Genomic DNA, 21377 nt, shown 5'->3' on the forward strand with positions numbered 1-21377 from the left:
CTGGAGCCGTGCCCGCGAAAAGCGTCCGCCGGAACGGAATCAACGGCTACGAGGAAAAGCGAGGACAGGAACGAAATTCGTTCCTGTCCTCGCTTATCTGTGCATAAGTGGACTTTTTCAGTGCCCTCATTAATACCCACTCTTCATTTTTTCAAGTGATGCACAGTCCTTTGATTAAACATAATCTCATACATTAATTTGGAATTGAATGTGACAGAAAAAATAAAGGGTTTTTGAAATGGAGAGTGGTACTTGCCAAGTACTTTAAATTCCGCTACAATTATATTATTCAAATAAACAATTGCTGTGATTGGGAGGAGTAAGACATGCCACTTGTTAAGAGAGGGAACGCTAGCTGAAAAGTTCCTCAAGTACATGTCTGAAGGTAGTCCATGAGCAAATTTCGTGAATGAATAGTAACGAAATTCGGTTTAGAGACCGTTATCCAATGAAGTTGCCAGTCGTATTTATGCTGGAAAAAAGGTGGTACCGCGGAGTTCTCTCGTCCTTTTCTTATATAAGGATGATGAGGGTTTTTTTTATGCCTAAAATTGGGTGATTTGACGACATGAGGAGGAAATAATATGACAGAACAAGATCTATCAATGCCAACAAAATATGATCCAAAAGCTGTAGAAGAAGGCCGCTATGACTGGTGGTTAAAAGGTAAATTCTTCGAAGCGCAACCAACGAGTGGTAAAGAGCCATATTCAATTGTTATACCGCCACCAAATGTAACAGGTAAACTACATTTAGGTCATGCCTGGGATACTACTTTGCAAGATATTTTAACACGTATGAAACGTATGCAAGGGTACGATGCCTTATGGTTACCGGGTATGGATCATGCAGGGATTGCAACACAAGCAAAAGTTGAAGCTAAAATGCGTGAAGATGGTATTTCTCGTCATGAGCTCGGCCGTGAAAAATTCCTAGAAAAAACATGGGAATGGAAGGATGAATATGCCGGACATATTCGTCAACAGTGGGCTAAACTAGGTTTAGGCTTAGACTACTCACGTGAACGTTTCACATTGGATGATGGACTATCAGAAGCAGTGAATGAAGTTTTTATTAAACTATATAACAAAGATTTAATCTATCGTGGTGAACGTATTATCAACTGGGATCCTCAAGCGCAAACGGCATTATCCGATATTGAAGTAATTTACAAAGATATTCAAGGTGCTTTTTACCATATGGAATATCCACTAGCAGATGGTTCGGGTGTTCTTGAAATTGCTACAACTCGTCCCGAAACAATGTTGGGTGACTCTGGTATCGCAGTAAATCCAAACGATGAACGCTATACACATTTAGTAGGTAAAACAGCCATCTTGCCAATTATCGGTCGTGAGCTGCCAATCGTAGCAGATGACTATGTTGAAATGGATTTTGGTACAGGTGTTGTTAAGATGACTCCGGCCCATGACCCTAATGACTTTGAAGTTGGTAATCGTCATAACTTAGAACGTATTTTAGTAATGAATGAAGATGGTACGATGAACGAAAAAGCTGGTAAATATGCAGGTATGGACCGCTTTGAATGTCGTAAGCAACTCGTAGCTGATTTAAAAGAATCAGGCGTTCTCATTAAAATAGAAGAACATATGCATAATGTCGGTCATTCGGAACGTACAGGTGCAGTAGTTGAACCATATCTTTCTAAACAATGGTTCGTGAAAATGGCACCTCTTGCTGGCGCATCATTAAATCTTCAAGAAAAAGAAGATGAAAAGGTAAACTTCGTACCAAATCGTTTTGAAAATACATTTACACGTTGGATGGAAAATGTACATGACTGGTGTATTTCTCGCCAACTTTGGTGGGGACATCGTATTCCGGCTTGGTATCATAACGAGACTGGTGAAGTATATGTAGGTAAAGAAGCACCTGCAGATGTTGAAAACTGGCATCAAGATGAGGATGTTTTAGATACTTGGTTCTCAAGTGCACTATGGCCGTTTTCGACAATGGGTTGGCCTGATACAGAGTCAGAAGAATTTAAACGTTATTATCCAACAGGTACGCTTGTTACAGGTTATGACATTATCTTCTTCTGGGTATCACGCATGATTTTCCAAGGTATTGAATTTACTGGCGAACGTCCATTTAAAGATGTGTTAATTCACGGTCTTGTACGGGATGGAGAAGGACGCAAAATGAGTAAATCACTTGGTAATGGCGTAGATCCAATGGATGTTATTGCCGACTATGGTGCAGATGCATTACGTTATTTCTTAGCAACAGGTTCTTCACCTGGCCAAGATTTACGTTATACAACTGAAAAAGTAGAATCTATTTGGAACTTTGCCAATAAGATTTGGAATGCATCTCGTTTTGCATTAATGAATATGGATGGTATGACGTATGAACAAATCGATCTAACTGGTAAAAAATCAGTAGCGGATCAATGGATTCTAACACGTCTAAATGAAACAATTGAGCGTGTAACAATACTATCAGATAAATATGAATTCGGTGAAGTAGGTCGCGAATTATATAACTTTATCTGGGATGATTTCTGTTCATGGTATATTGAAATGGCTAAATTACCATTATATGGTGAAGATGAAACAGCGAAAATGACAACGCGTTCAGTTTTAGCGCATGTATTAGATCAAACAATGCGTCTATTACATCCATTAATGCCATTCATTACAGAAGAAATTTGGCAGCACTTACCTCACGAAGGAGAATCGATTACGATAGCTCCTTGGCCGACGGTGAATAAAGAGCTAGATTTCCCTGAAGAAGCAAAAAACATGCAATTATTAACAGATATTATTCATGCTGTACGTAATATCCGTGCAGAAGTAAATTCGCCAATGAGTAAAAAAGTACCACTCTTTATATCTGCTAAAGGAGAACATGAACTGGCTGTACTTGAAGAAAATAAAGCGTATATTGAAAAATTCTGTAACCCAGAAACAATTACCCTTGGTTTACAAGTAGAACCAACGATGAAAACAATGTCAGCAGTAGTATCTGGTGCAGAACTATTCTTACCACTTGAGGGTTTAATTAATGTAGACGAAGAAATAACTCGTTTAGAAAAAGAGCTAGACAAGTGGACTAAGGAAGTAAAACGTGTACAAGGTAAATTAGGCAATGAAAAATTCGTTGGAAGTGCGCCAGAAGCAGTCGTTGCAGCAGAGCGTGAAAAAGAAGCTGATTATCTTGAAAAACAAGCAACTGTTATCAAACGTATAAAAGAATTACAAACATTATAATACGTGATCTATATTAAAAAACCTCCTCACAATTTGTGAGGAGGTTTTTTGTAGCTGATTATCGTATAAATTTACTCACAAAATAATCCATTAATTGAACCGGTAAGTAGTTTTCAAATAGATCGTAATAGGCTCTTGCCCCAACAGGATCTTCTATTTCATTTAAGAGCCAAGTCCCATCTTCAAGTAAAAGAAAGTCCATACCGATATAGTCGCTTTTTATCGCTTTTTGCATCGCCAAAACATGATCAATTTGGAGGTTATTCAAGTTGTATTTTTCAATAGTGCCGCCCAAAGTATAGTTTGATCGGAAATCTTTTGAGCCAGTACGTTTAACAGCCCCTAAAATCACATCATCTAGAACCCATACACGAACATCTGTAGCATTCGATTCGATATAGGGTTGTATAAGTGTTAGTCGATTTTCGAATACTTTTTTACCATTGTATAATTCTTCTTCATTTTGACAGAGCAATACTTCATTGCCACCATGACCATCGATTGTTTTCAAAACGAGTGGAAATTCATAATGTTGTGCATCTCTAAAAAGCGGCACAGTAGGAATACCTAGCGTTCTGGCAAATTGTAAGGTCATATATTTATTATTGGCCAATGCATTAACATGACTGCTGTTTAGTACGGCTATATTCGCCTGTTCTAATGATGTGACATAGTCGCAGTTCCGTGCGCGATAAAAGACAAATACAGCATCTTGACAGCGTCTAACAAGCTCTGTGACTGAAAAATCATTTGTCAGGAGTAATGTCAGTTCAATCTGTTGCTGTGTAGCTGCTTCGATGAGTTGGTCGATAAAAATATTATTCTTTCTCGCATCTACCTCATCGTAGATTATATAAGCTTTCTTCAAACGATTCATCCTAACTTTTTCAAAATATAGTGTACAAATGCTTCACCTACATTAATACCTGTAACATTATAAATATTACGAATATGAGAAGCAGCATTCACTTCACAGACGATTGGCTCATCGTTGTCATCAAATAGCAGGTCAACACCTGCAAAATCAGCGCCCACTGCCTGTGCAGCAGCAATAGCTAATGAACGTTGAGCCGGAGTTAATTCAATCGTAGATGCTGTACCACCATTGGTAATATTTGCTCTAAAATCATTATCAGAATGACGGTACATGGCTGCGACGACCTCTGTACCAATTGTATTGACACGAATATCGCGACCAAAGCTTGAGGATATATATTGTTGGAAGACAAAATCAATTCCTCTAAGTTCATCCACTTTAACATAAAATTCATCTTCTGTATGTATTAAATAGACCTTCATTCCAAAGGAACCATGACCTTCTTTAATGACCATTGGGAGACCAATTGTTGCGAGTACCTCTTCAAAATAACCACTGTGACGAATGGTGAATTTAGGATACACTTTTGGGGCGATGATCGTCGTCGGAATGCGAATATTTGCTTGTGCTAAGGCGAGGTACTGTTTCGCTTTATTATCGCAAGTTTCAATCACTTCAGGATCATTAAAAATCGCAATTCCTTGATTTTTTAAATAAGTTGCGAGCAAAATATCTTTATCTAAGAAAATAACGAAATCTGGACGGTTCTCTAAAGGGTGAGCTAAGTTCATTTTGATAGCATAATTTTTATAAATAATAGGCGTGACATCTGCTTTTTCACAGGCTTCCGCCATCAATCGTGCTTGATCTAAAAATTTATCGGAAATTAAGCTACCGTTATAAATAATCCAACATTTTTTCATAGAATAAAACCTCCGTAGACAGTGCTATAATAGAAAACAATCATAGTAAATAGTAGCATGAAAAGCATGTAAAATGAATAGATAGGGTGAATTTGAGATGATACCAATGTTTGATTACTATAAAAATAAGCATGAAGTAGTTAGTTCAGATATGATTAAGCCTGGTTTAGAGGCAGTAAATCGTGCTTTAAGAATGCTAAATAATCCACATTTAGCGCAATTTGTATGTCATGTAGCAGGTACAAATGGTAAGGGGTCTACAATTACAATGCTCGAACGTATTTGTCAGGAGCATCAGCTGACAACGGCGACGTTTATGTCACCTTGTATAGAAGATGTTCATGATCAAATAAAAATCAATGGTCATCCCATTACAACAGAGCAAATGGATTTGGCTTTTCTAGAGGTGAAAAAAGCGGGAATTAGCGGTTTGTTAACTGATTTTGAATTATTGACAGTAATTGCTTTTACCATCATAAGAGAAGCGAATGTCGACTTGGCGATAATAGAAAGTGGTATGGGTGGTCGTTTTGACAGTACAAATAGTGTAGAACCGCTTGTGTCAATTATTCCAAGTATCGCCTTGGAGCATACGAATTACTTAGGTAACACATTAGCAAGTATTGCTTTCCATAAAGCGGGTATTATCAAACAAAATAGTGTGGCACTTATTGGCACAGTCCCAGAAGAAGCGCATAAGGTAATCGTAGTAGAGGCGGCAAAAAAACAGGCGCAACTCCTAGAGATGACAAAGGATTTCCATGTGAATGGAGAAGGCTATTTTGAAGATGGTCAACTATGCTATACACAGTTAAAGCGGAGTATGCTTGGCGCTCACCAAGGAGCTAATATGGCTTTAGCGATACGTGCATTTCATGCGATGGCAACGACTTTGCAAATTCAGCCCGAAGAGCAAAAAATCCGCCATGCTGTAGCAACTTCTTTTTTGGCTGGTCGTTTTGAAAAAATTGCTCGACACGTCTATATGGATGGTGCACATAATCCCGCTAGTGCTAAAAAACTGCGTCAGACGATTGAAGAACAATTTCCACAAGCGAAAATTTGTTTTATTGTCGGTATGTTAAAAGATAAAGATGTTAATGGGGTACTTCGTGAATTAGAACAAGTGTCTGAACAGTTTGTCTTTGTAGCAATCGAACAACAACAGACACGTCAAATGCCTATTGAACAGCTATTAAAAATAAGCCAGGCTAGACAAAAATCAACAGCACAAAATGTCGTTGAAGTAGTGAATCGCATGCGTGATGATTGCATCGTTATTGTAACAGGCTCATTATATTTGCTAGCTACTTGGCGTAAGTCCCTTTTAGAGCAGCTAAAATAGATTGTACTTTACTGAATAGTGAAAAGTTGTAGAAAGTTAGGTCTAAATTATATGTGAGTAAAGGAGTTCGGGTGTATCCCAAGCTCCTTTTTAATTGAGAATTTTTTGGTCTTCTTTATGTACGCACTTTAAAGTGATATCAGGTGAGGTCTAGTTTGAAAGCGTAGAAAATAGGCGTGCAAAAAAACTGTAACCCTATATATTAGATCGCTCTAATACACAGGATACAGTTCATAGGGTGGTGGATTATATTCTATTTTTCAATTGTGTCAAATTGAATCATGCTACGCACTAAGCCATATTCCTTGTATGAGAGAGGGAAATTGACAGCTGTTTTTGGTTGAGCAAACGTGACAGAAGATTGCGTAATAACAGCTGATCGGCTAATGATGGCACCGATAAAGTTCGTACGATTTGTCAATTCAACAGTTGCTTTTGGTGCTAATAATAGTTGTTTGATAGGAGAAGAACCACCTGTTATGGCAACTTTTTTACCGCCAGATAATATATTGCCATCATAATTATGGAGATTCATCGTTAAATCTGCACGATTGTTATATAGGAATCCAGCACTTTTAAATGTCGGTGAAAATAATATGGGTTCCGTGCCATCGATATAGGTCGACACTTTACTGTCGCGAGCAATAATTTGACCATCGGATGATCGAATATTTTTGATGAATAATTTTAATTGACCGTTTCCGATAATATGGAGTTTGGCATCATTGCTTAAAGTAACATTATCAATACGTAATGTTTGGACACCATCACCTATATTAATATAGGCATTGATTTGATCAATATTGAGCGACTGTAAACGTTCTTCAGAAGATGTGAAACTGAAAGGTTTTTCTTGCGTAAATTTTTTCTCTGTTGTGCTGTCAATTGTCATTACACCATCTTGTAAGAAAAATATTTTTTCGTATTTTTTCTTTTCTTTTTCATCGTTGGGATCTTTTTTTGGTCGTTTTTTCTTATAAAATAATTGTTCATTATTATAGTTTGTTTCATCTAAAGTTTTAATTTCTTTTTTTGGGAAATTCGGCAATGATTGATCAAAGTTTTGAGTATTTTGTATTTTTAAATCAGAGGCATTTGTATTGCCATCATTCACACATTTATTTAAATAAGTACTGCCTGTAAAAGCATGCTGACAGGAAGAACCGTCAATGTAAATACGTGATGTATTAGCTGCTGCTAGTAAACCCAAAATATTAGAAGCGTTTTGTACGATTGTTTTATTGGCTGTATGTATGGCATATAATACCTCATATTTACTAGCAATCGTCGTTGATGCAATATTGAAGTTAACATTGAAACTTTGTTTTAGTGTCGTTTTTTCTGAACCGACTTTTCCAATCGCGAGGAGCGTAAAGCGATTTGCCTGCTCAGTGGACAGTACCATCGTTGTAGAAGTTGGTTGTTGTGTGGTTACTTTATCGTAATCATCAATGACAATGGATTTGTTTTTTAATTTTTGAAGTCGCTCTATCACCTGTGCTTCGGCCATTTTTTGAACATCAAAATTAGCTTTATCGGTTGGTGTGAGCTGATTATAACGTGCCAATAATTCTTTGTAGACGACATCTGCATATGTAGTGATCTGTGCGGCCATCGTTTGTAAGCCAGCTTCAGCAATCATGGCACTTTGCTGTTCTTTAGGTTGTTTCGTAAGTTCCTTTGCAGGACTTTGGATTTTGAAAAGAACGGTTGTTGCGACGACTAAAATCGCAAAGACTAATACAAGTGGTATCATGAATGCGGACCGTCTGTTTTTTTTCTTAATTTGAGCTTTTCGCATATTTGGTCACCTCAACGACAAATTTTTTTTACAGGTAAATAGGGAGTTACTACTACTATTTTTTCTGTAAAAAATAAACTGTTTATTTTTAACTATAATAATAAAGGATATAGTATTATAATTATACCCGTATTAGTAGCGAATAAAGCATTTTATGGAAATCTTTTATCTGTTATATGCATAAAAATGTACTAAAAACGCTGTATTACTGCCCAAATAGCTCCTAGTGATAAAAGTAAAATTTTTAGGTAAATAGTTTATTCATTATAAACTATAATCCCTTTTTCAAAAAGTACGTGCAATGCGAAAGAAATGAAATTATTCAAATTCATTGTATATTTTCCATAAAAGAGGGACTATAATTTACATAGTATTTTAAAAAAAGTTAGCATAATATAATTAAATTTACAGTTTAAGGGTATATTGGTTTAAGGTGAGAAATTTTTATGTAAAGAAGAGGAGGTACGAACCTAATGTTAAGTAATAAAGATAAACAGTTGTCCATCGTCTACGATGACTTTAGCATTACAGTGTTAGCAGTTCAAAAAGATAATGTAGAGCAAGGAATCACGTATCAAATTCCTCTCGAAGATGGGGTTATTGTACAGGGTCTTATCGAAGACGAAGATACGTTATTTACTATACTTAGAGAAGCTTTTAAAAAGTTAAAATTAAAAAAATATGCGATTCGATTCTTGGCACCGAATAATCTGGTGTTTATGAAGAAAATTATGGTATCGGGTCAAACAGAACCTGATAAATCAATAAAAGATATCGTAGAAGAGAAGATAGGCGATACGATTCAATTACCATTTGATTATCCTGTCTTTGATTTACATGATGACCATTCAGCGCAAGGAGAGATTTCGATATTTGCAGCTGAAAAAGATGAAATAACTAAATGGCAGTCAATTTTTGAAGACTTGGGTCATTTCCCGGAAGCAGTCGATATTGAAATATTGGCAGACTTACGCTTGTTAGAGCAAGTAATGCCAGAATTTATGTTAGGCACATACTTAGTTATTGATTGGTCAAAAACAAATTTAATGCTTGCCATTGTCCAACAAGGCAATGTGGAATATATCAAGCATCATAAAATAAATACGCTCTTTAAAAATTGGGAAATGCAAAAAGAACCAGACGAACAACTGAAGTTTGAATTGTTGGATATGCAACAAGACGCTTATCGACGAGAATTAGAAATAGCGTACGAGGAGATTAAAAAGGCAATGCATTTTTATCAATTTTCATTAAATCGTGGTAGCAAGGAAATTCAGCGTATTGTAAATACGGGAGATCATCCACTATTAACACAGATTACAACGAATCTAAAAAAAGAACTCACGATTCCTGTCAACGAATTAACACAGTCTGACATAGCCAAAAAATATCCAAATTATGACCCGAAATATGCAACGCTTTTAGGGCTTGCTATTAAGGAGGTTACAAAATAATGCTACCGAATATTAACCTTCTTCCAAAAGAGCAGGATACAAAGAAAAAGAATCTTGGTAAATTAATTGTCTATTTACTAATTTTAGCGATTATTGTTTTTTATGGTATCAATTACTTTTTAGTAAATCGTGATGTACGTGAAGAAGAACGTAAAACAGATGTACTATCAACGCAAATTGCAGACTTACAAAAGGACATTGCCGCGATTAACAATACACCACAGGGCGTACTTGGGAATTCAATCAATTTTGCGCTTACTGAAAAAATTGATTTGTCAAAAGTCATTGATGTCGCTATGAAAAATACGGCTGGTTCAGCAGAATTTGCAGGGATTTCTTACAAAAATAATAGGGCAGAATTCATCGTTTATTTCGATGCATTAAATGATGCAACTGCCTATATTAAAAAACTATCTGGAAATGAATTATTTAAAACAGTAACATTGACAAGCGCTTCTGCCTTCACTGATATAACGATTGATAATGTTGACAAAGAGCAGGATTTAGAAGGCACATCACGTTATAAAGCAGTTATTGCCGTCACGCTTGATAAGAAAAAACTCCAATCTGGAGGTGGTAAATAATGAGAGCGAAAAAAGCACAAAATAAACCATTGATTTTTACATTATTAATAATTTTAATTTTAGCTGTTGCGGTCGCTTTATATATTTATTTATTAAAACCGGAAATGGACTATCGAGATTCATTACATGATAAATATAATTTCCAAACTGAATATGTTGAAATGTTGGAAGATCAGTTAAAGAAAGAGCAAAATGATGCGAAAAAAGCACAACCTCTTGCAGAGATGGAGGCTCAAATTCCATTTAACAACGATCTACAGGGTCTGCTGGACAATATAGCAAGTGCTGAATCGGCAAGTTCGACCGTTGTAACGGATCTTCATATTAATAATTACGAACAACAAGATGAATTGGTTACAACATCGAAAAAAGTAGGGGCAATTACTGAAAAAGAATTGCTTGAAACGCAGGCGAATATTGTACCAGTTTCTGCAATAGCTGCAAAGCATTTACCTAAAAAACTCCAGCTAATTACCTTTGAATTGACAGTTAGTGGTTATGAAGCGAGCGAAGTGAATAGCTTTATTAAATCGATGCTCAATCAAAAACGTATTTATGTGATAGATGAAGTGCAGTATAGCGCACCAAGCACGGATGATGGTGTTGTGACAGCAACGATTCAAATGACCAGTTTTGCTTCACAAAAAGTCAAGGCTGATAATAAAAAAGAAACAGCCAATTAAAGAATAAATGAGTAACTAAAAGTCCATGCGAATTGCGTGGGCTTTTTAGTATGGAGAAAATGGCAGGTCTTTAGAAAATGGTATTCAATTTAGATCAGAAATCGGAGAATGGACGTGTCTGATAGCTTGTTTTCAAATAATTGATTATTTACCAAAAAAAATAAAATTGAAAATACTTTACACTGTAGACAAAGGAGGTTTTAAAAATGACAAATAAAATTTTTCTATTCAATAGGACACAAAAAAACAGTGTGACCTTATTGCCTGGGAAATATGGAAGACCTATAACTTATTTGTTTAATAAGATCATTCATTACATAGAAATGAGTGTTTCAGAAACAATTATGTATATTCGAGCGAAACACATGAAAAACATTGAAAATTTTCTTGAAACTAAGGAACCTTTTCCAGTGAATGTTAGTTATAATATAATAGGGGAAGGTCAAGTATTCGTAGACGAAGCGGTTGATTATTGGCATAGAGAAAAAGCGAGTTTAATTGATTCAATAGATGATTTGCAAAATGACTATGATAAGTTCTATAGTTTAAACGAGACAAATTTAATATGAAGATGAATTCGATGCGAGATGTGCGAAATGTCGCTAAGAGGGATCGACCACGAGAAAGGCTGCAGCAATTTGGTGCCGTATCTTTGTCCAATCAAGAATTATTAGCTATTATTTTAGGGTCAGGTACAAAGGAAGAGTCGGTATTGGATATATCGATGAAACTTTTACAGCACTTTGATACGCTCGATAATTTGAAACAAGCGACAAGTGAGGAACTACAGTTTATAAAAGGGATTGGTAAGGTAAAAGCGACTACACTGCTAGCGATTTTTGAGCTAGGTAAACGCCTGCACTTGCCAAACAGCTTAGACAAGGTCGTTGTTAAGTACCCGACGGATGCAGCAGATTTTTTAATGCCGCATATGTCATCACTCATGCAGGAACATTTTGTTGTCGTGTTTTTAAATGTTAAAAATGAAATTATTCATAAACAAACCATTTTTATCGGCAGCTTAAATGTTAGCATCGTTCATCCTCGCGAAATTTTTCGTGAAGCAGTTAAAAGATCAGCTGCGTCAATAATATGTGCACATAATCATCCTTCGGGTAATCCAACGCCAAGCCCGGAAGATATAGCGGTAACAAAGAGAATAGCGGAAGCCGGAATGATAATAGGCATCGACTTGTTGGACCATTTAATCATCGGTGATTATACCTATTTAAGCATGAAAGCGAAAGGGTTCTTCTAGGACTGTGATTTTTCAACTTTATCTAGTATAATAAAAGGTATGATTTAATGACAGCTTGTTGAGCAAACGGCTAAAGAAAGGAAGAAGTTATAGTGTTTGGATTAGGTGGGAAAGATGTCGGTATTGACCTCGGCACAGCAAATACATTGGTATTTATTAAAGGTAAGGGTATTGTTTTACGTGAACCATCGGTAGTAGCTAAAAATACACAAACGAATATGACTGTGGCAGTAGGTAATGAAGCGAAGAATATGATTGGTCGTACACCAGGTTCAATCGTGGCTATTCGTCCAATGAAAGATGGCGTAATCGCTGATTTCGATATTACAACAACGATGATTAAACATTATTTACAAAATGCATTAAAATCAGCAGGTGGTTCTTTCAAAAAACCTAATGTTATGATTTGTGTGCCATACGGTATTACTTCGGTTGAACAACGTGCAGTTATTGACGCGGCTAAACAAGCAGGCGCTCGAGAAGCATTCACTATTGAAGAACCTTTTGCAGCAGCTATTGGCTCGAACTTACCCGTTTGGGAACCAACAGGCAGCATGGTAGTCGATATCGGTGGTGGTACAACTGAAGTAGCAGTTATTTCGCTTGGCGGAATCGTAACAAGTGAATCAGTGCGTGTTGCAGGTGATGCAATGGACCAAGCGATTACAGCATACATCCGCAAAATCTATAACCTTACAATCGGTGAGCGTACTGCTGAAGCGATTAAAATGGAGATTGGCTCTGCAAGTAGCTCTGAAAGCGAAGAAGAAAAAATGGAAATCCGTGGTCGTGATTTAGTGACAGGTTTACCAAAAACAATTGAAATTTCTTCAATTGAAATTGCGGATGCATTAAAAGAATCCATCGCGGCAATTATTGACGGCGTGAAAAAAACGTTGGAAAAAACACCGCCAGAACTATCGGCAGATGTTATGGAGCGTGGAATCGTATTAACTGGTGGCGGAGCATTGCTGAAAAACTTAGATAAAGTCATTAGCAACGAAACGAATATGCCAGTATTTATTGCAGAATCACCTTTAGATTGCGTAGCTATTGGAACGGGTATGGCTCTTGATAACCTGGAGACAATTAGACGTCATCAAACAATCTAAGGAGGGAATTAAACAATGCCACATTTTCTGTCGAATAAACGATTATTAATGCTTCTTGTCGGCGTCATTTTGTTAGTGGCATTGATCAGTTATACCTTAAGCGATCGTAAAAAGGTATCATTCCCTGAACAAATCATAAAAGATACAGTCGGCCTAGGACAATCATTTGTCGCGAAGCCGGCTGGTTATGTTACAGGGCTTATAAATAATGTGGACGAATTGATCAACACGTATGAAGAAAACAAACGTTTGAAATCACGTTTAGAAGAGTTCGGTACATTACAAGCACAGGTTTATGAGTTGGATTCAGAGAATAAAGACCTTCAAAAACTTTTGGATAAAAAATCTGATTTACGTTCATATGACCCTATACAAGCAGATGTTATCGCTCGAAACCCAGATCAATGGGAAGAAAAGCTTATTTTAAATGTAGGCTCTAAAGCTGGCGTTAAAGTGAATATGGCTGTATTAACGACTGAGGGGCTTGTAGGTAAAGTTATTCAAGCGACGCCATATACATCAGAAGTCGAGTTACTATCAACCAACAATACAAACTACCGAGTATCGGCGACGATTTCAAGCAAAGGGAAGCAAGCGCGAGGACTTATCGAAGGTTATGATGCTAAACGTGGAGAATTGATGCTGAAAAGAATTGATTCGAAATTAAAGGTCAAAAAAGGAGATAAGGTTACTACTTCCGGTTTAGGGGGTATATTCCCTAAAGGTGTGTTAATTGGTGAGGTCACTAAAGTAACGACAGATGATTTTGGACTAACAAAATTAGCGTATATTAAACCGGCAGCTTCATTCCAAATGCTTGATCACGTCGTAATTGCGAAGCGTCAAGCTGTCCAAGTGGATGGTTCTGATGGAGATTCAACGAATAAAGATTTATCGAATCAAGGAGATGACAAGTAATGGCTAGACTTCTTATTCCAGCTGTTGCAATTGCGCTCTTCTTTCTAGAAACCGAGTTTTCTTTATTTTCTCCGATTGAATTTTCAGGTGAAAATTATTACCTTGTACCACGCTTTCTTATTTTATATTTGATATTTCTTTCAATCTATTATGATCGTAAGAAAGCCATGTGGTATGGACTAGCATTTGGTGTGTTAAATGATATTGTGTATATTGACATTATCGGTCTTTATACATTCTTATATCCCTTTATTTGTTTTATTGCTGGTTCTACAGTAAAATATATACATCAACATCTTGTTGTAACGACTACTTTGTCTTTACTACTAGTGGCTCTTTTGGAAATTCTTTTACACCAATTTTTCTTTCTCATCGGCTATACTGACATTGGTTTTGCAGAATTCTTGAATCAACGCTTAGTCCCTACTATGATTGCAAATTCAATTTATTTGATTATGCTCGGTTGGACGTTTAAGTATCTTTTAGAGGCAAGAGTTTTAGAAAAGGCAAATCAGTCCATACTATAGAGGAAATGTGAGGTGGTTTTTTTGACGACGAAGCAGCTTGTCTACATGAAAGGAACTAAAGAAGGTCTTGTTCTAATGTTAGACGATCAGTGTGGCTATTCAGAACTGGTTAGTGCATTAAAAGGGAAGCTCATGGAAGACCGTTTTGATGAGCAAATAGAAGTGCAGATTTCAACAGGAAATCGTTTCTGTGATGGTGAACAGATGAAAGAACTACTGAATGTTGTGCAAGAATCACTTCACGTAAGAGTTTCTAAAGTGAAGAGTGATGTTATTACAATTGAAGAATCAAATCAACGTATATTGGAAAGTCAGTCTTCTACATATGTTGGCATCGTTCGTTCTGGTCAAAAAATAAAATCAGAAGGTGACCTTGTCGTTATTGGTGATGTGAATCCTAACGCGAGAGTTGAAGCGGGTGGCAGTATTTTTGTGTTGGGACGATTAAAAGGCATAGCTCATGCAGGTGTAAACGGTAACCGAGATACAGTAATTGGGGCGTCGTGGTTAGAAGCGACCCATCTAATGATTGCTGACGTTATGGAAATCATGACGAATGAAAAGAAGGAATTATCGGAAACACCTGAGATGGAATGTGCATATCTTCTGGCAGATGGTAATATTGCGATTAAACGACTTCAGGAATTACGCGTAATACGACCGAATTTGTCGACGTTTAAGGGAGGAAGCTAATGTGGGAGAAGCTATTGTAATTACTTCCGGTAAAGGTGGAGTTGGCAAAACAACTACTACCGCCAATCTAGGTACTGCATTGGCGTTACAGGGAAAAAGAGTATGTTTAATCGATACGGATATTGGATTAAGAAATTTAGATGTTATTTTAGGTTTAGAAAATCGTATTATATACGATTTAGTTGACACGGTAGAAGGGCGTTGCAAAGTTCATCAAGCGCTTGTAAAAGACAAGCGTTTTGAAGATTTGTTATTCCTTTTGCCGGCGGCACAAACAGCGGATAAACACGCGGTTAATCCGCAACAAATGAAAGAGCTTGTTACGGGATTAAAACAACAATTTGATTATGTGTTAATTGATTGTCCAGCGGGTATTGAGCAAGGATATCGCAATGCGGTAGCTGGAGCAGACCGTGCCATCGTCGTTACGACTCCTGAAATATCAGCAGTACGTGATGCGGATCGTATTATCGGTTTATTGGAGCAAGAAGAGATGGAAGCACCTAAGCTCATTATTAACCGTATACGCCCACATCTTATGTCTCGTGGAGAAACGATGGATGTTAACGAAATCACAACACATTTATCGCTTGATTTAATCGGAATTATTCCAGATGATGATCGTGTCATTACGTCGTCAAATAAAGGCGAACCAATCGTTATGGAGCCAGATACACAGGCTGCCAAAGCGTATCGTAATATTGTTCGCCGCGTCATGGGTGAATCTGTTCCTTTAATGTCTCTAGATAGAGAGAAACAGGGCGTATTTGCTAAATTTAAAGCATTGTTTGCTAAATAATTAATTGTTTATATTGAAAGTGATGATTCGAAATGCCTGTCATTTCACATCATCACTTTTTTTGTATACCTCAAAAGACAGTCTGTTGGCCTTGTAAGCCTTGATACATGGTGCTAGTGTTAAGGTGGCATGTAACGATCAACTTATTAAAGAATGGTATTATCATCACGCTAGCTGGCAAGCGTAGGTTTGTTCTAGGGGAGTCATCTTTCTGATGCAAAGGGAAATGGATAGCTAGTAGATAAAATCATTAAAAAAGTTGAAGAGCATAGCAATTTTTTTCTAATATAGTAATAGCTATTGACTGATGATTTTCTATATGGTATTATTTCATATGTTATGTAGCACCCGTGCTACAACCGCTCTTAACGAGGTACATAAAGAATTTACAGCAATGTAAATCACCTATGAAGGCGAGTCTGAGTTTATAAGGAGGTGCAGTTATGTACGCAATTATTGAAACTGGTGGTAAACAAATCAAAGTTGAAGCAGGCCAAGAAATCTACGTTGAAAAAATCAACGCTGAAGACGGTGAAGTGGTAACTTTTGATAAAGTTCTATTTGTTGGTGGCGAAAACGTTAAAGTTGGAGCTCCTTTAGTAGCTGGAGCAACAGTTACAGCTAAAGTTGAAAAACACGGTCGCGCTAAAAAAATCGTAGTTTTCAAACTTAAAGCTAAAAAGAACTATCGTCGTAAACAAGGTCACAGACAACCATACACTAAACTTGTTGTTGAAGCGATCAACGCTTAATAACTATGAGGTGAAAAATTATGATTACAATCGAAATTCATAGTAATGATGCTCGTGAGTCATATGGTTTTGAGATCTCAGGACACGCCTATTCAGGTGAGCATGGTCATGATTTAGTTTGCGCTGGTGCATCTGCAATTGCCTTTGGTGCTGTAAATGCAATCGGTGAAGTAGCAAAAATCATTCCAGGTATCGAGCAGGGGGAAGAAGGCGGATTTTTATCTGTCATTATTGACCCTACCGATGTAAGTTCTGATCAAAACGTAAAACTGCAAATAATCCTTCGCACTATGACTACCCAGTTTTATACGATGGTAGCTAGTTATGGAGATTTTATCGAATTAAAATATAAAATGGTCTAGGAGGTGCAACATATGTTATTAAAATTAGACTTACAATTCTTCTCTTCTAAAAAGGGTGTTGGTTCTACTAAAAACGGACGTGACTCTGAGTCAAAACGTTTAGGAGCTAAACGTGCTGATGGTCAATACGTTTCAGGTGGTTCAATTTTATACCGTCAACGCGGTACTAAAATTTACCCAGGTGAAAACGTTGGTCGCGGTGGCGATGATACTCTTTTCGCTAAAGTAGACGGCGTAGTTAAATTCGAACGCTTCGGTCGCGATAAAAAGAAAGTTAGCGTGTACCCTGTAGCAAAAGAAGCTTAATTTTACAAATTAAGGACTGCAGCTTTGCAGTCCTTTTTTCGCGTTAAAAATCGGTATTTGCTCCTGTTAGCAAATACCGAATTTTTTTTCTAATTACGAGAATTTTAGCAGAAAAATTGGTATACTAGCTACAAGAACATTTCGTCAAAGGAGTGTGTACTTGTGACAGATCAGCCACTAACAGTGAATGAGGTTTTAAGACATATGAACCATGACTTCTTGAACCACCTACAATTGATAAAGATGAACTTAGCTTTAGAGAATGTAGAGCGTGCAAATGAAGTTTTAATGAATATAGCTCAAAACTGCAATAGATTTTTCGTAATCAATAGTTTACATGCCGAAAGACTTGTTGAATGGCTGCATACATGTGAGTGGCGATTTCCTGCGATAAATATGACGATTGACTGTGCAATTACAGATGCACTGCCAGCTAAATGGGATCATGTCATTCGGGATTATTTAGAAACAACGTTACAACATATTGCGAACTATATTGATGCAATAGTAGAACAAAACTGTCAAATTAATATCATTTCAACAAAGGATTATTTTGAGCTGAATGTTGAAATAAAAGGTCGATGGACTGCCGATTATAAGCAAATCCCCATCGATTCAAATGAGCTTGTAGCAGAAGTTGAAAGCTACAGCCATTCTCTTTGGCGCTATAGTGTCTTAGGAAGTAAGGAGGTAATTTATTAATGTTTGTCGATCACGTTAAGATTTATGTAAAAGGTGGAGACGGTGGAGATGGTATGGTGGCCTTCCGTCGTGAGAAATTTGTACCAAATGGTGGACCAGCCGGTGGTGATGGTGGTAATGGTGGAGATCTAATTTTTAAAGTAGATGAAGGTCTACGTACATTAATGGATTTCCGTTTCAAACGTCATTTTAAAGCTATCCCGGGTGAAAATGGTATGAGTAAAGGTGCTCATGGTCGTGGTTCTAAGCCATCAGTCGTGTCAGTGCCACCAGGTACTGTTGTTACAGATGAAGAAACGGGTCGCGTAATTGCTGATCTAGTTGAACATGGTCAAGAAGCAGTTGTTGCTCGTGGTGGTCGTGGTGGTCGTGGTAATATCAAATTTGCTACACCATCAAACCCAGCGCCAGAATTATCTGAAAAAGGCGAGCCAGGACAAGAACTTAATGTTATATTAGAGTTAAAGGTATTAGCAGACGTTGGTTTAGTAGGCTTCCCGAGTGTTGGTAAGTCGACTTTATTATCGGTAGTATCTTCTGCAAAACCAAAAATTGGTGCCTATCACTTTACGACAATTGTTCCTAATTTAGGAATGGTTCAAGTAGGCGAAGGGCAATCATTTGCTATGGCTGATTTACCAGGATTAATTGAAGGGGCATCAGAAGGTGTTGGCTTAGGTCATCAGTTCTTACGACATATCGAAAGAACGCGTGTAATCGTTCATATTGTAGACATGTCTGCAAGTGAAGGCCGTAAACCTTATGATGACTATGTAACAATTAACAAAGAATTAGAACAATATAATATGCGTTTAACTGAGCGACCACAGCTAATTGTTGCGAATAAAATGGATATGCCTGAGTCTGAAGAAAACTTGATTGAGTTTAAAAAACACTTCGATGACGATGTGAAAATCTTCTCGACTTCTGCTGTTTCTCGTCAAGGTTTACAAGAGTTACTTTATTCAATCGTCGATTTATTAGATGTTACGCCAGAATTCTTATTAAATGATGATGAAGAAGATGCATCTGATGCGACTGTCATGTACAAACATGAAATCAAGGGCGCAGATTTCATCGTTACACGCGATGAAGATGGTGCATTCGTATTGAGCGGTGATACGATCGAACGTCTATTCAAAATGACTGACTTTAGTCGTGAAGAATCAATTCGTCGTTTCGCACGTCAAATGCGTGGTATGGGCGTTGATGAAGCACTTAGAGAAAATGGTGCTGAAAACGGAGACACAGTTCGTTTACTTAAATTCGAATTTGAATTTGTAGAGTAACGATTCAGGGGGGAAAAAGATGAAAAAAATAGCAGATCAACGGTATTACTTAGTTCGCGAAGATGTTTTAACAGATGCTATGCATAAAACACTTGAGGCAAAGCAACTGCTACAATCAGGCACAGTTTCTTCAATTTGGGATGCTGTGAAACAGGTTGATTTATCTAGGAGTGCGTTTTATAAGTATCGCGATGCTGTTTTCCCCTTTCATTCAATTGTTCAAGAACGTATCTTAACTGTGTTCTTACAATTGGAGGATCGTAAAGGAACTTTGGCGAGATTGTTATCAACTGTTACAGATACTCATTGTAATGTGTTGACAATTCATCAAACCATCCCTATTCAAGGTAGAGCTAACGTAACACTTTCTTTAGATGTCACGGCGATGGATGTAGATCTTGAAGATCTTATTCATAGTCTAAAAAAACTTGATTTTGTTGAATCAGCTGAGGTTATTAGTTCAGGAGCGCTTTAGGGGGCTTTTTGAATTGACTAAAGAGTGGGAAAATCGTGTGGCCTTTTTAGGTCCAAAAGGGACATTCACTGAATTGGCGACAAAGGAATTATTCCCAAACGATTGGGTAATTCCATATAGAACGATACCAGAATGTATAGAAGCAGTTAATTCGGGGCAGGTAGATATAGCTGTCGTACCGGTAGAAAATGCGTTAGAGGGCTCTGTACCACTAACAATTGATTACTTGTTTCACGAGTCAAATCTCTATATTTTGGCTGAAGTTCTTTCACCAATTGAGCAGCATTTAATGGTGCATAAAGACCATGTGGAGCAATGGGAAGAGATTAATAATATCTATTCGCACCCTCATGCATTAGCGCAATGCCATAAATTTTTACATTACCGCTTTAAATCTGTACCATTAAATCAAACAACTTCAACGGCAGCTGCCGCACAATTTGTGTCAGAGCACCCTGAGGAAAAAATTGCAGCGATTGCTAATACCGCAGCCGCAGCGCAGTATGATTTGAAAATTGTAGAAGATAATATTCATGATTTTCACTTTAATCATACGCGTTTCTTCGTCCTATCAAAACGCAATGATCGTATCGAAAGAGAAGATCATCTAGATAGCTTAAAAACGACTTTAATGATTAAATTGCCAAGCGATCGTTCTGGTTCTTTACATCAAGTGTTATCCGTTTTTGCTTGGCGCCAAATTAATATGAGTAAAATAGAATCAAGGCCGTTAAAAACTGGACTTGGCGATTATTTTTTCATTGTTGATTTATTAGAAGACGAGAATGCACCATTGATGCAGGGCGCAATGGAGGAGCTTCGTGCTCTAGGCTGTTCTGTCAAATCTTTAGGTAGTTATTTTACGTATAAGCAAAAAACTGCACACTAAATCGAAAAATATCTATAGAGAATGCTCTTAGTAAAGAGTATATAATCTATAGATATTTTTTTCGCTATTTGAGGCAAATGATAGATTGTAGGTTCTATTATATAGGTTGAGGTTTTAAAAAAAATTCATGTTTTAGACTTTTAGAAATAGCGATTGCTTTCCGCCACAGGTAGCGCACTATTTATTTCCACTTGTTTTTTGGTAGGAGTTCGCGCTATCTCATTCACGATGAGTAGGCAAAAGAAAGGCATAAAAAAGCACCTCCAAAGAATAGTCGGTATCTATATCCAAATTCTTTGAAGATGCTTTTTTGTTTTGTTTAACCTAAAGGGGTAGCCCCAACATACATGAACATTTTTCATGATTTTCCTTTTAGCATAACAGTCTATGACAACAATAAATTAAGCATGAATTATGTTAGCTCAGCTTACACGATAGAAATCGTTCTTTTAAAG

22 protein-coding genes and 2 other annotated features are annotated in these 21377 nt (G+C 37.1%); of the genes, 19 read left to right on the forward strand and 3 right to left on the reverse strand.

Annotated elements, in window-relative coordinates; translation table 11 throughout:
- Positions 1 to 297 precede the first annotated feature (297 nt).
- Positions 298 to 513 (forward strand) — a binding site (T-box leader).
- A 71-nt stretch (positions 514 to 584) separates the two neighbouring features.
- On the forward strand, positions 585 to 3233 hold the full coding sequence (locus tag DEX24_RS13885) for a valine--tRNA ligase (protein WP_109307019.1): 2649 nt from the start codon (positions 585 to 587) through the stop codon (positions 3231 to 3233).
- Positions 3234 to 3291: 58 nt separating this feature from the next.
- Here the strand turns inward: DEX24_RS13885 and DEX24_RS13890 are convergent, their stop codons facing one another.
- Both DEX24_RS13890 and DEX24_RS13895 read right to left on the reverse strand, forming a co-directional pair.
- Entirely contained in the window at positions 3292 to 4101 is an 810-nt protein-coding gene (locus tag DEX24_RS13890; RefSeq protein WP_170112957.1) for an ATP-grasp domain-containing protein, read from the reverse strand.
- Positions 4102 to 4106: 5 nt separating this feature from the next.
- Positions 4107 to 4973, reverse strand: a complete 867-nt coding sequence (locus DEX24_RS13895) for an ATP-grasp domain-containing protein (protein WP_109307021.1) — start codon at positions 4971 to 4973, stop codon at positions 4107 to 4109.
- Positions 4974 to 5070: 97 nt separating this feature from the next.
- On the opposite strand from DEX24_RS13895, the gene DEX24_RS13900 reads away from it, so the two are divergent.
- Positions 5071 to 6318, forward strand: a complete 1248-nt coding sequence (locus tag DEX24_RS13900) for a bifunctional folylpolyglutamate synthase/dihydrofolate synthase (protein ID WP_109307022.1) — start codon at positions 5071 to 5073, stop codon at positions 6316 to 6318.
- Positions 6319 to 6571: 253 nt separating this feature from the next.
- Here DEX24_RS13900 and DEX24_RS13905 read toward each other — a convergent pair whose 3' ends face one another.
- Positions 6572 to 8119, reverse strand: a complete 1548-nt coding sequence (locus tag DEX24_RS13905; protein ID WP_109307023.1) for a hypothetical protein — start codon at positions 8117 to 8119, stop codon at positions 6572 to 6574.
- 473 nt (positions 8120 to 8592) lie between these two features.
- On the opposite strand from DEX24_RS13905, the gene pilM reads away from it, so the two are divergent.
- From pilM to pheA, 17 genes are all read left to right on the forward strand, one after another.
- Entirely contained in the window at positions 8593 to 9573 is a 981-nt protein-coding gene (gene pilM / locus DEX24_RS13910; RefSeq protein ID WP_109307024.1) for a type IV pilus biogenesis protein PilM, read from the forward strand.
- Positions 9573 to 10157 carry a hypothetical protein gene (locus tag DEX24_RS13915; protein WP_109307025.1) on the forward strand — a complete coding sequence of 195 codons (585 nt, stop codon included), beginning with the start codon at positions 9573 to 9575 and terminating at the stop codon, positions 10155 to 10157. The genes pilM and DEX24_RS13915 overlap by 1 nt, the downstream gene beginning before the upstream one ends.
- The gene (locus DEX24_RS13920; RefSeq protein ID WP_109307026.1) at positions 10157 to 10840 is read left to right on the forward strand and encodes a hypothetical protein; all 684 of its coding nucleotides are present in this window, start codon (positions 10157 to 10159) and stop codon (positions 10838 to 10840) included. Before DEX24_RS13915 ends, DEX24_RS13920 begins: the two co-directional genes overlap by 1 nt.
- A gap of 206 nt (positions 10841 to 11046) precedes the next feature.
- Positions 11047 to 11409 (forward strand): hypothetical protein, encoded by a 363-nt coding sequence (locus DEX24_RS13925; RefSeq protein WP_109307027.1) that lies wholly within the window; start codon positions 11047 to 11049, stop codon positions 11407 to 11409.
- On the forward strand, positions 11406 to 12098 hold the full coding sequence (gene radC, locus DEX24_RS13930; RefSeq protein ID WP_109307028.1) for a RadC family protein: 693 nt from the start codon (positions 11406 to 11408) through the stop codon (positions 12096 to 12098). Before DEX24_RS13925 ends, radC begins: the two co-directional genes overlap by 4 nt.
- 92 nt (positions 12099 to 12190) lie before the next feature.
- Positions 12191 to 13210 carry a rod shape-determining protein gene (locus DEX24_RS13935; protein WP_109307029.1) on the forward strand — a complete coding sequence of 340 codons (1020 nt, stop codon included), beginning with the start codon at positions 12191 to 12193 and terminating at the stop codon, positions 13208 to 13210.
- 15 nt (positions 13211 to 13225) lie between these two features.
- A complete protein-coding gene (mreC, locus tag DEX24_RS13940) occupies positions 13226 to 14128 on the forward strand; it encodes a rod shape-determining protein MreC (protein ID WP_109307030.1) in 903 nt (300 codons plus the stop codon).
- Positions 14128 to 14655 carry a rod shape-determining protein MreD gene (mreD, locus tag DEX24_RS13945; RefSeq protein ID WP_109307031.1) on the forward strand — a complete coding sequence of 176 codons (528 nt, stop codon included), beginning with the start codon at positions 14128 to 14130 and terminating at the stop codon, positions 14653 to 14655. The genes mreC and mreD overlap by 1 nt, the downstream gene beginning before the upstream one ends.
- Positions 14656 to 14676: 21 nt before the next feature.
- Positions 14677 to 15348, forward strand: a complete 672-nt coding sequence (locus tag DEX24_RS13950; protein WP_109307032.1) for a septum site-determining protein MinC — start codon at positions 14677 to 14679, stop codon at positions 15346 to 15348.
- A 1-nt stretch (position 15349) separates the two neighbouring features.
- Positions 15350 to 16147 carry a septum site-determining protein MinD gene (gene minD / locus DEX24_RS13955; RefSeq protein WP_109307033.1) on the forward strand — a complete coding sequence of 266 codons (798 nt, stop codon included), beginning with the start codon at positions 15350 to 15352 and terminating at the stop codon, positions 16145 to 16147.
- A gap of 347 nt (positions 16148 to 16494) precedes the next feature.
- Positions 16495 to 16578, forward strand: a sequence feature (ribosomal protein L21 leader region).
- 12 nt (positions 16579 to 16590) lie between these two features.
- Positions 16591 to 16899 (forward strand): 50S ribosomal protein L21, encoded by a 309-nt coding sequence (rplU, locus tag DEX24_RS13960; protein WP_109307034.1) that lies wholly within the window; start codon positions 16591 to 16593, stop codon positions 16897 to 16899.
- A 20-nt stretch (positions 16900 to 16919) separates the two neighbouring features.
- On the forward strand, positions 16920 to 17261 hold the full coding sequence (locus DEX24_RS13965; protein ID WP_109307035.1) for a ribosomal-processing cysteine protease Prp: 342 nt from the start codon (positions 16920 to 16922) through the stop codon (positions 17259 to 17261).
- A gap of 12 nt (positions 17262 to 17273) precedes the next feature.
- The gene (gene rpmA, locus DEX24_RS13970; protein WP_109307036.1) at positions 17274 to 17567 is read left to right on the forward strand and encodes a 50S ribosomal protein L27; all 294 of its coding nucleotides are present in this window, start codon (positions 17274 to 17276) and stop codon (positions 17565 to 17567) included.
- Positions 17568 to 17729: 162 nt separating this feature from the next.
- Positions 17730 to 18269, forward strand: a complete 540-nt coding sequence (locus DEX24_RS13975) for a Spo0B domain-containing protein (protein ID WP_109307037.1) — start codon at positions 17730 to 17732, stop codon at positions 18267 to 18269.
- Positions 18269 to 19558 (forward strand): GTPase ObgE, encoded by a 1290-nt coding sequence (obgE, locus tag DEX24_RS13980; protein WP_109307038.1) that lies wholly within the window; start codon positions 18269 to 18271, stop codon positions 19556 to 19558. Before DEX24_RS13975 ends, obgE begins: the two co-directional genes overlap by 1 nt.
- 19 nt (positions 19559 to 19577) lie before the next feature.
- Positions 19578 to 20033, forward strand: coding sequence for an ACT domain-containing protein (locus tag DEX24_RS13985; RefSeq protein WP_109307039.1), 456 nt, complete (start codon positions 19578 to 19580; stop codon positions 20031 to 20033).
- 13 nt (positions 20034 to 20046) lie between these two features.
- A complete protein-coding gene (gene pheA / locus DEX24_RS13990) occupies positions 20047 to 20922 on the forward strand; it encodes a prephenate dehydratase (protein ID WP_109307040.1) in 876 nt (291 codons plus the stop codon).
- Positions 20923 to 21377: the final 455 nt, after the last annotated feature.

This window comes from Kurthia sibirica (genome assembly GCF_003143975.1).
GTDB classification, from domain to species: Bacteria; Bacillota; Bacilli; order Bacillales_A; family Planococcaceae; genus Kurthia; species Kurthia sibirica.

Excerpts from the sequence above, each read along its gene's own strand:
- obgE (WP_109307038.1), top strand. The coding sequence starts at position 18,269 with ATGTTTGTCGATCACGTTAAGATTTATGTAAAAGGTGGAGACGGTGGA.
- pilM (WP_109307024.1), top strand. The coding sequence starts at position 8,593 with ATGTTAAGTAATAAAGATAAACAGTTGTCCATCGTCTACGATGACTTT.
- rpmA (WP_109307036.1), top strand. The coding sequence starts at position 17,274 with ATGTTATTAAAATTAGACTTACAATTCTTCTCTTCTAAAAAGGGTGTT.
- DEX24_RS13900 (WP_109307022.1), top strand. The coding sequence starts at position 5,071 with ATGATACCAATGTTTGATTACTATAAAAATAAGCATGAAGTAGTTAGT.
- radC (WP_109307028.1), top strand. The coding sequence starts at position 11,406 with ATGAAGATGAATTCGATGCGAGATGTGCGAAATGTCGCTAAGAGGGAT.
- mreC (WP_109307030.1), top strand. The coding sequence starts at position 13,226 with ATGCCACATTTTCTGTCGAATAAACGATTATTAATGCTTCTTGTCGGC.
- DEX24_RS13985 (WP_109307039.1), top strand. The coding sequence starts at position 19,578 with ATGAAAAAAATAGCAGATCAACGGTATTACTTAGTTCGCGAAGATGTT.
- DEX24_RS13965 (WP_109307035.1), top strand. The coding sequence starts at position 16,920 with ATGATTACAATCGAAATTCATAGTAATGATGCTCGTGAGTCATATGGT.
- DEX24_RS13905 (WP_109307023.1), bottom strand. The coding sequence starts at position 8,119 with ATGCGAAAAGCTCAAATTAAGAAAAAAAACAGACGGTCCGCATTCATG.
- mreD (WP_109307031.1), top strand. The coding sequence starts at position 14,128 with ATGGCTAGACTTCTTATTCCAGCTGTTGCAATTGCGCTCTTCTTTCTA.
- rplU (WP_109307034.1), top strand. The coding sequence starts at position 16,591 with ATGTACGCAATTATTGAAACTGGTGGTAAACAAATCAAAGTTGAAGCA.
- DEX24_RS13885 (WP_109307019.1), top strand. The coding sequence starts at position 585 with ATGACAGAACAAGATCTATCAATGCCAACAAAATATGATCCAAAAGCT.
- DEX24_RS13915 (WP_109307025.1), top strand. The coding sequence starts at position 9,573 with ATGCTACCGAATATTAACCTTCTTCCAAAAGAGCAGGATACAAAGAAA.
- DEX24_RS13920 (WP_109307026.1), top strand. The coding sequence starts at position 10,157 with ATGAGAGCGAAAAAAGCACAAAATAAACCATTGATTTTTACATTATTA.
- DEX24_RS13895 (WP_109307021.1), bottom strand. The coding sequence starts at position 4,973 with ATGAAAAAATGTTGGATTATTTATAACGGTAGCTTAATTTCCGATAAA.
- DEX24_RS13925 (WP_109307027.1), top strand. The coding sequence starts at position 11,047 with ATGACAAATAAAATTTTTCTATTCAATAGGACACAAAAAAACAGTGTG.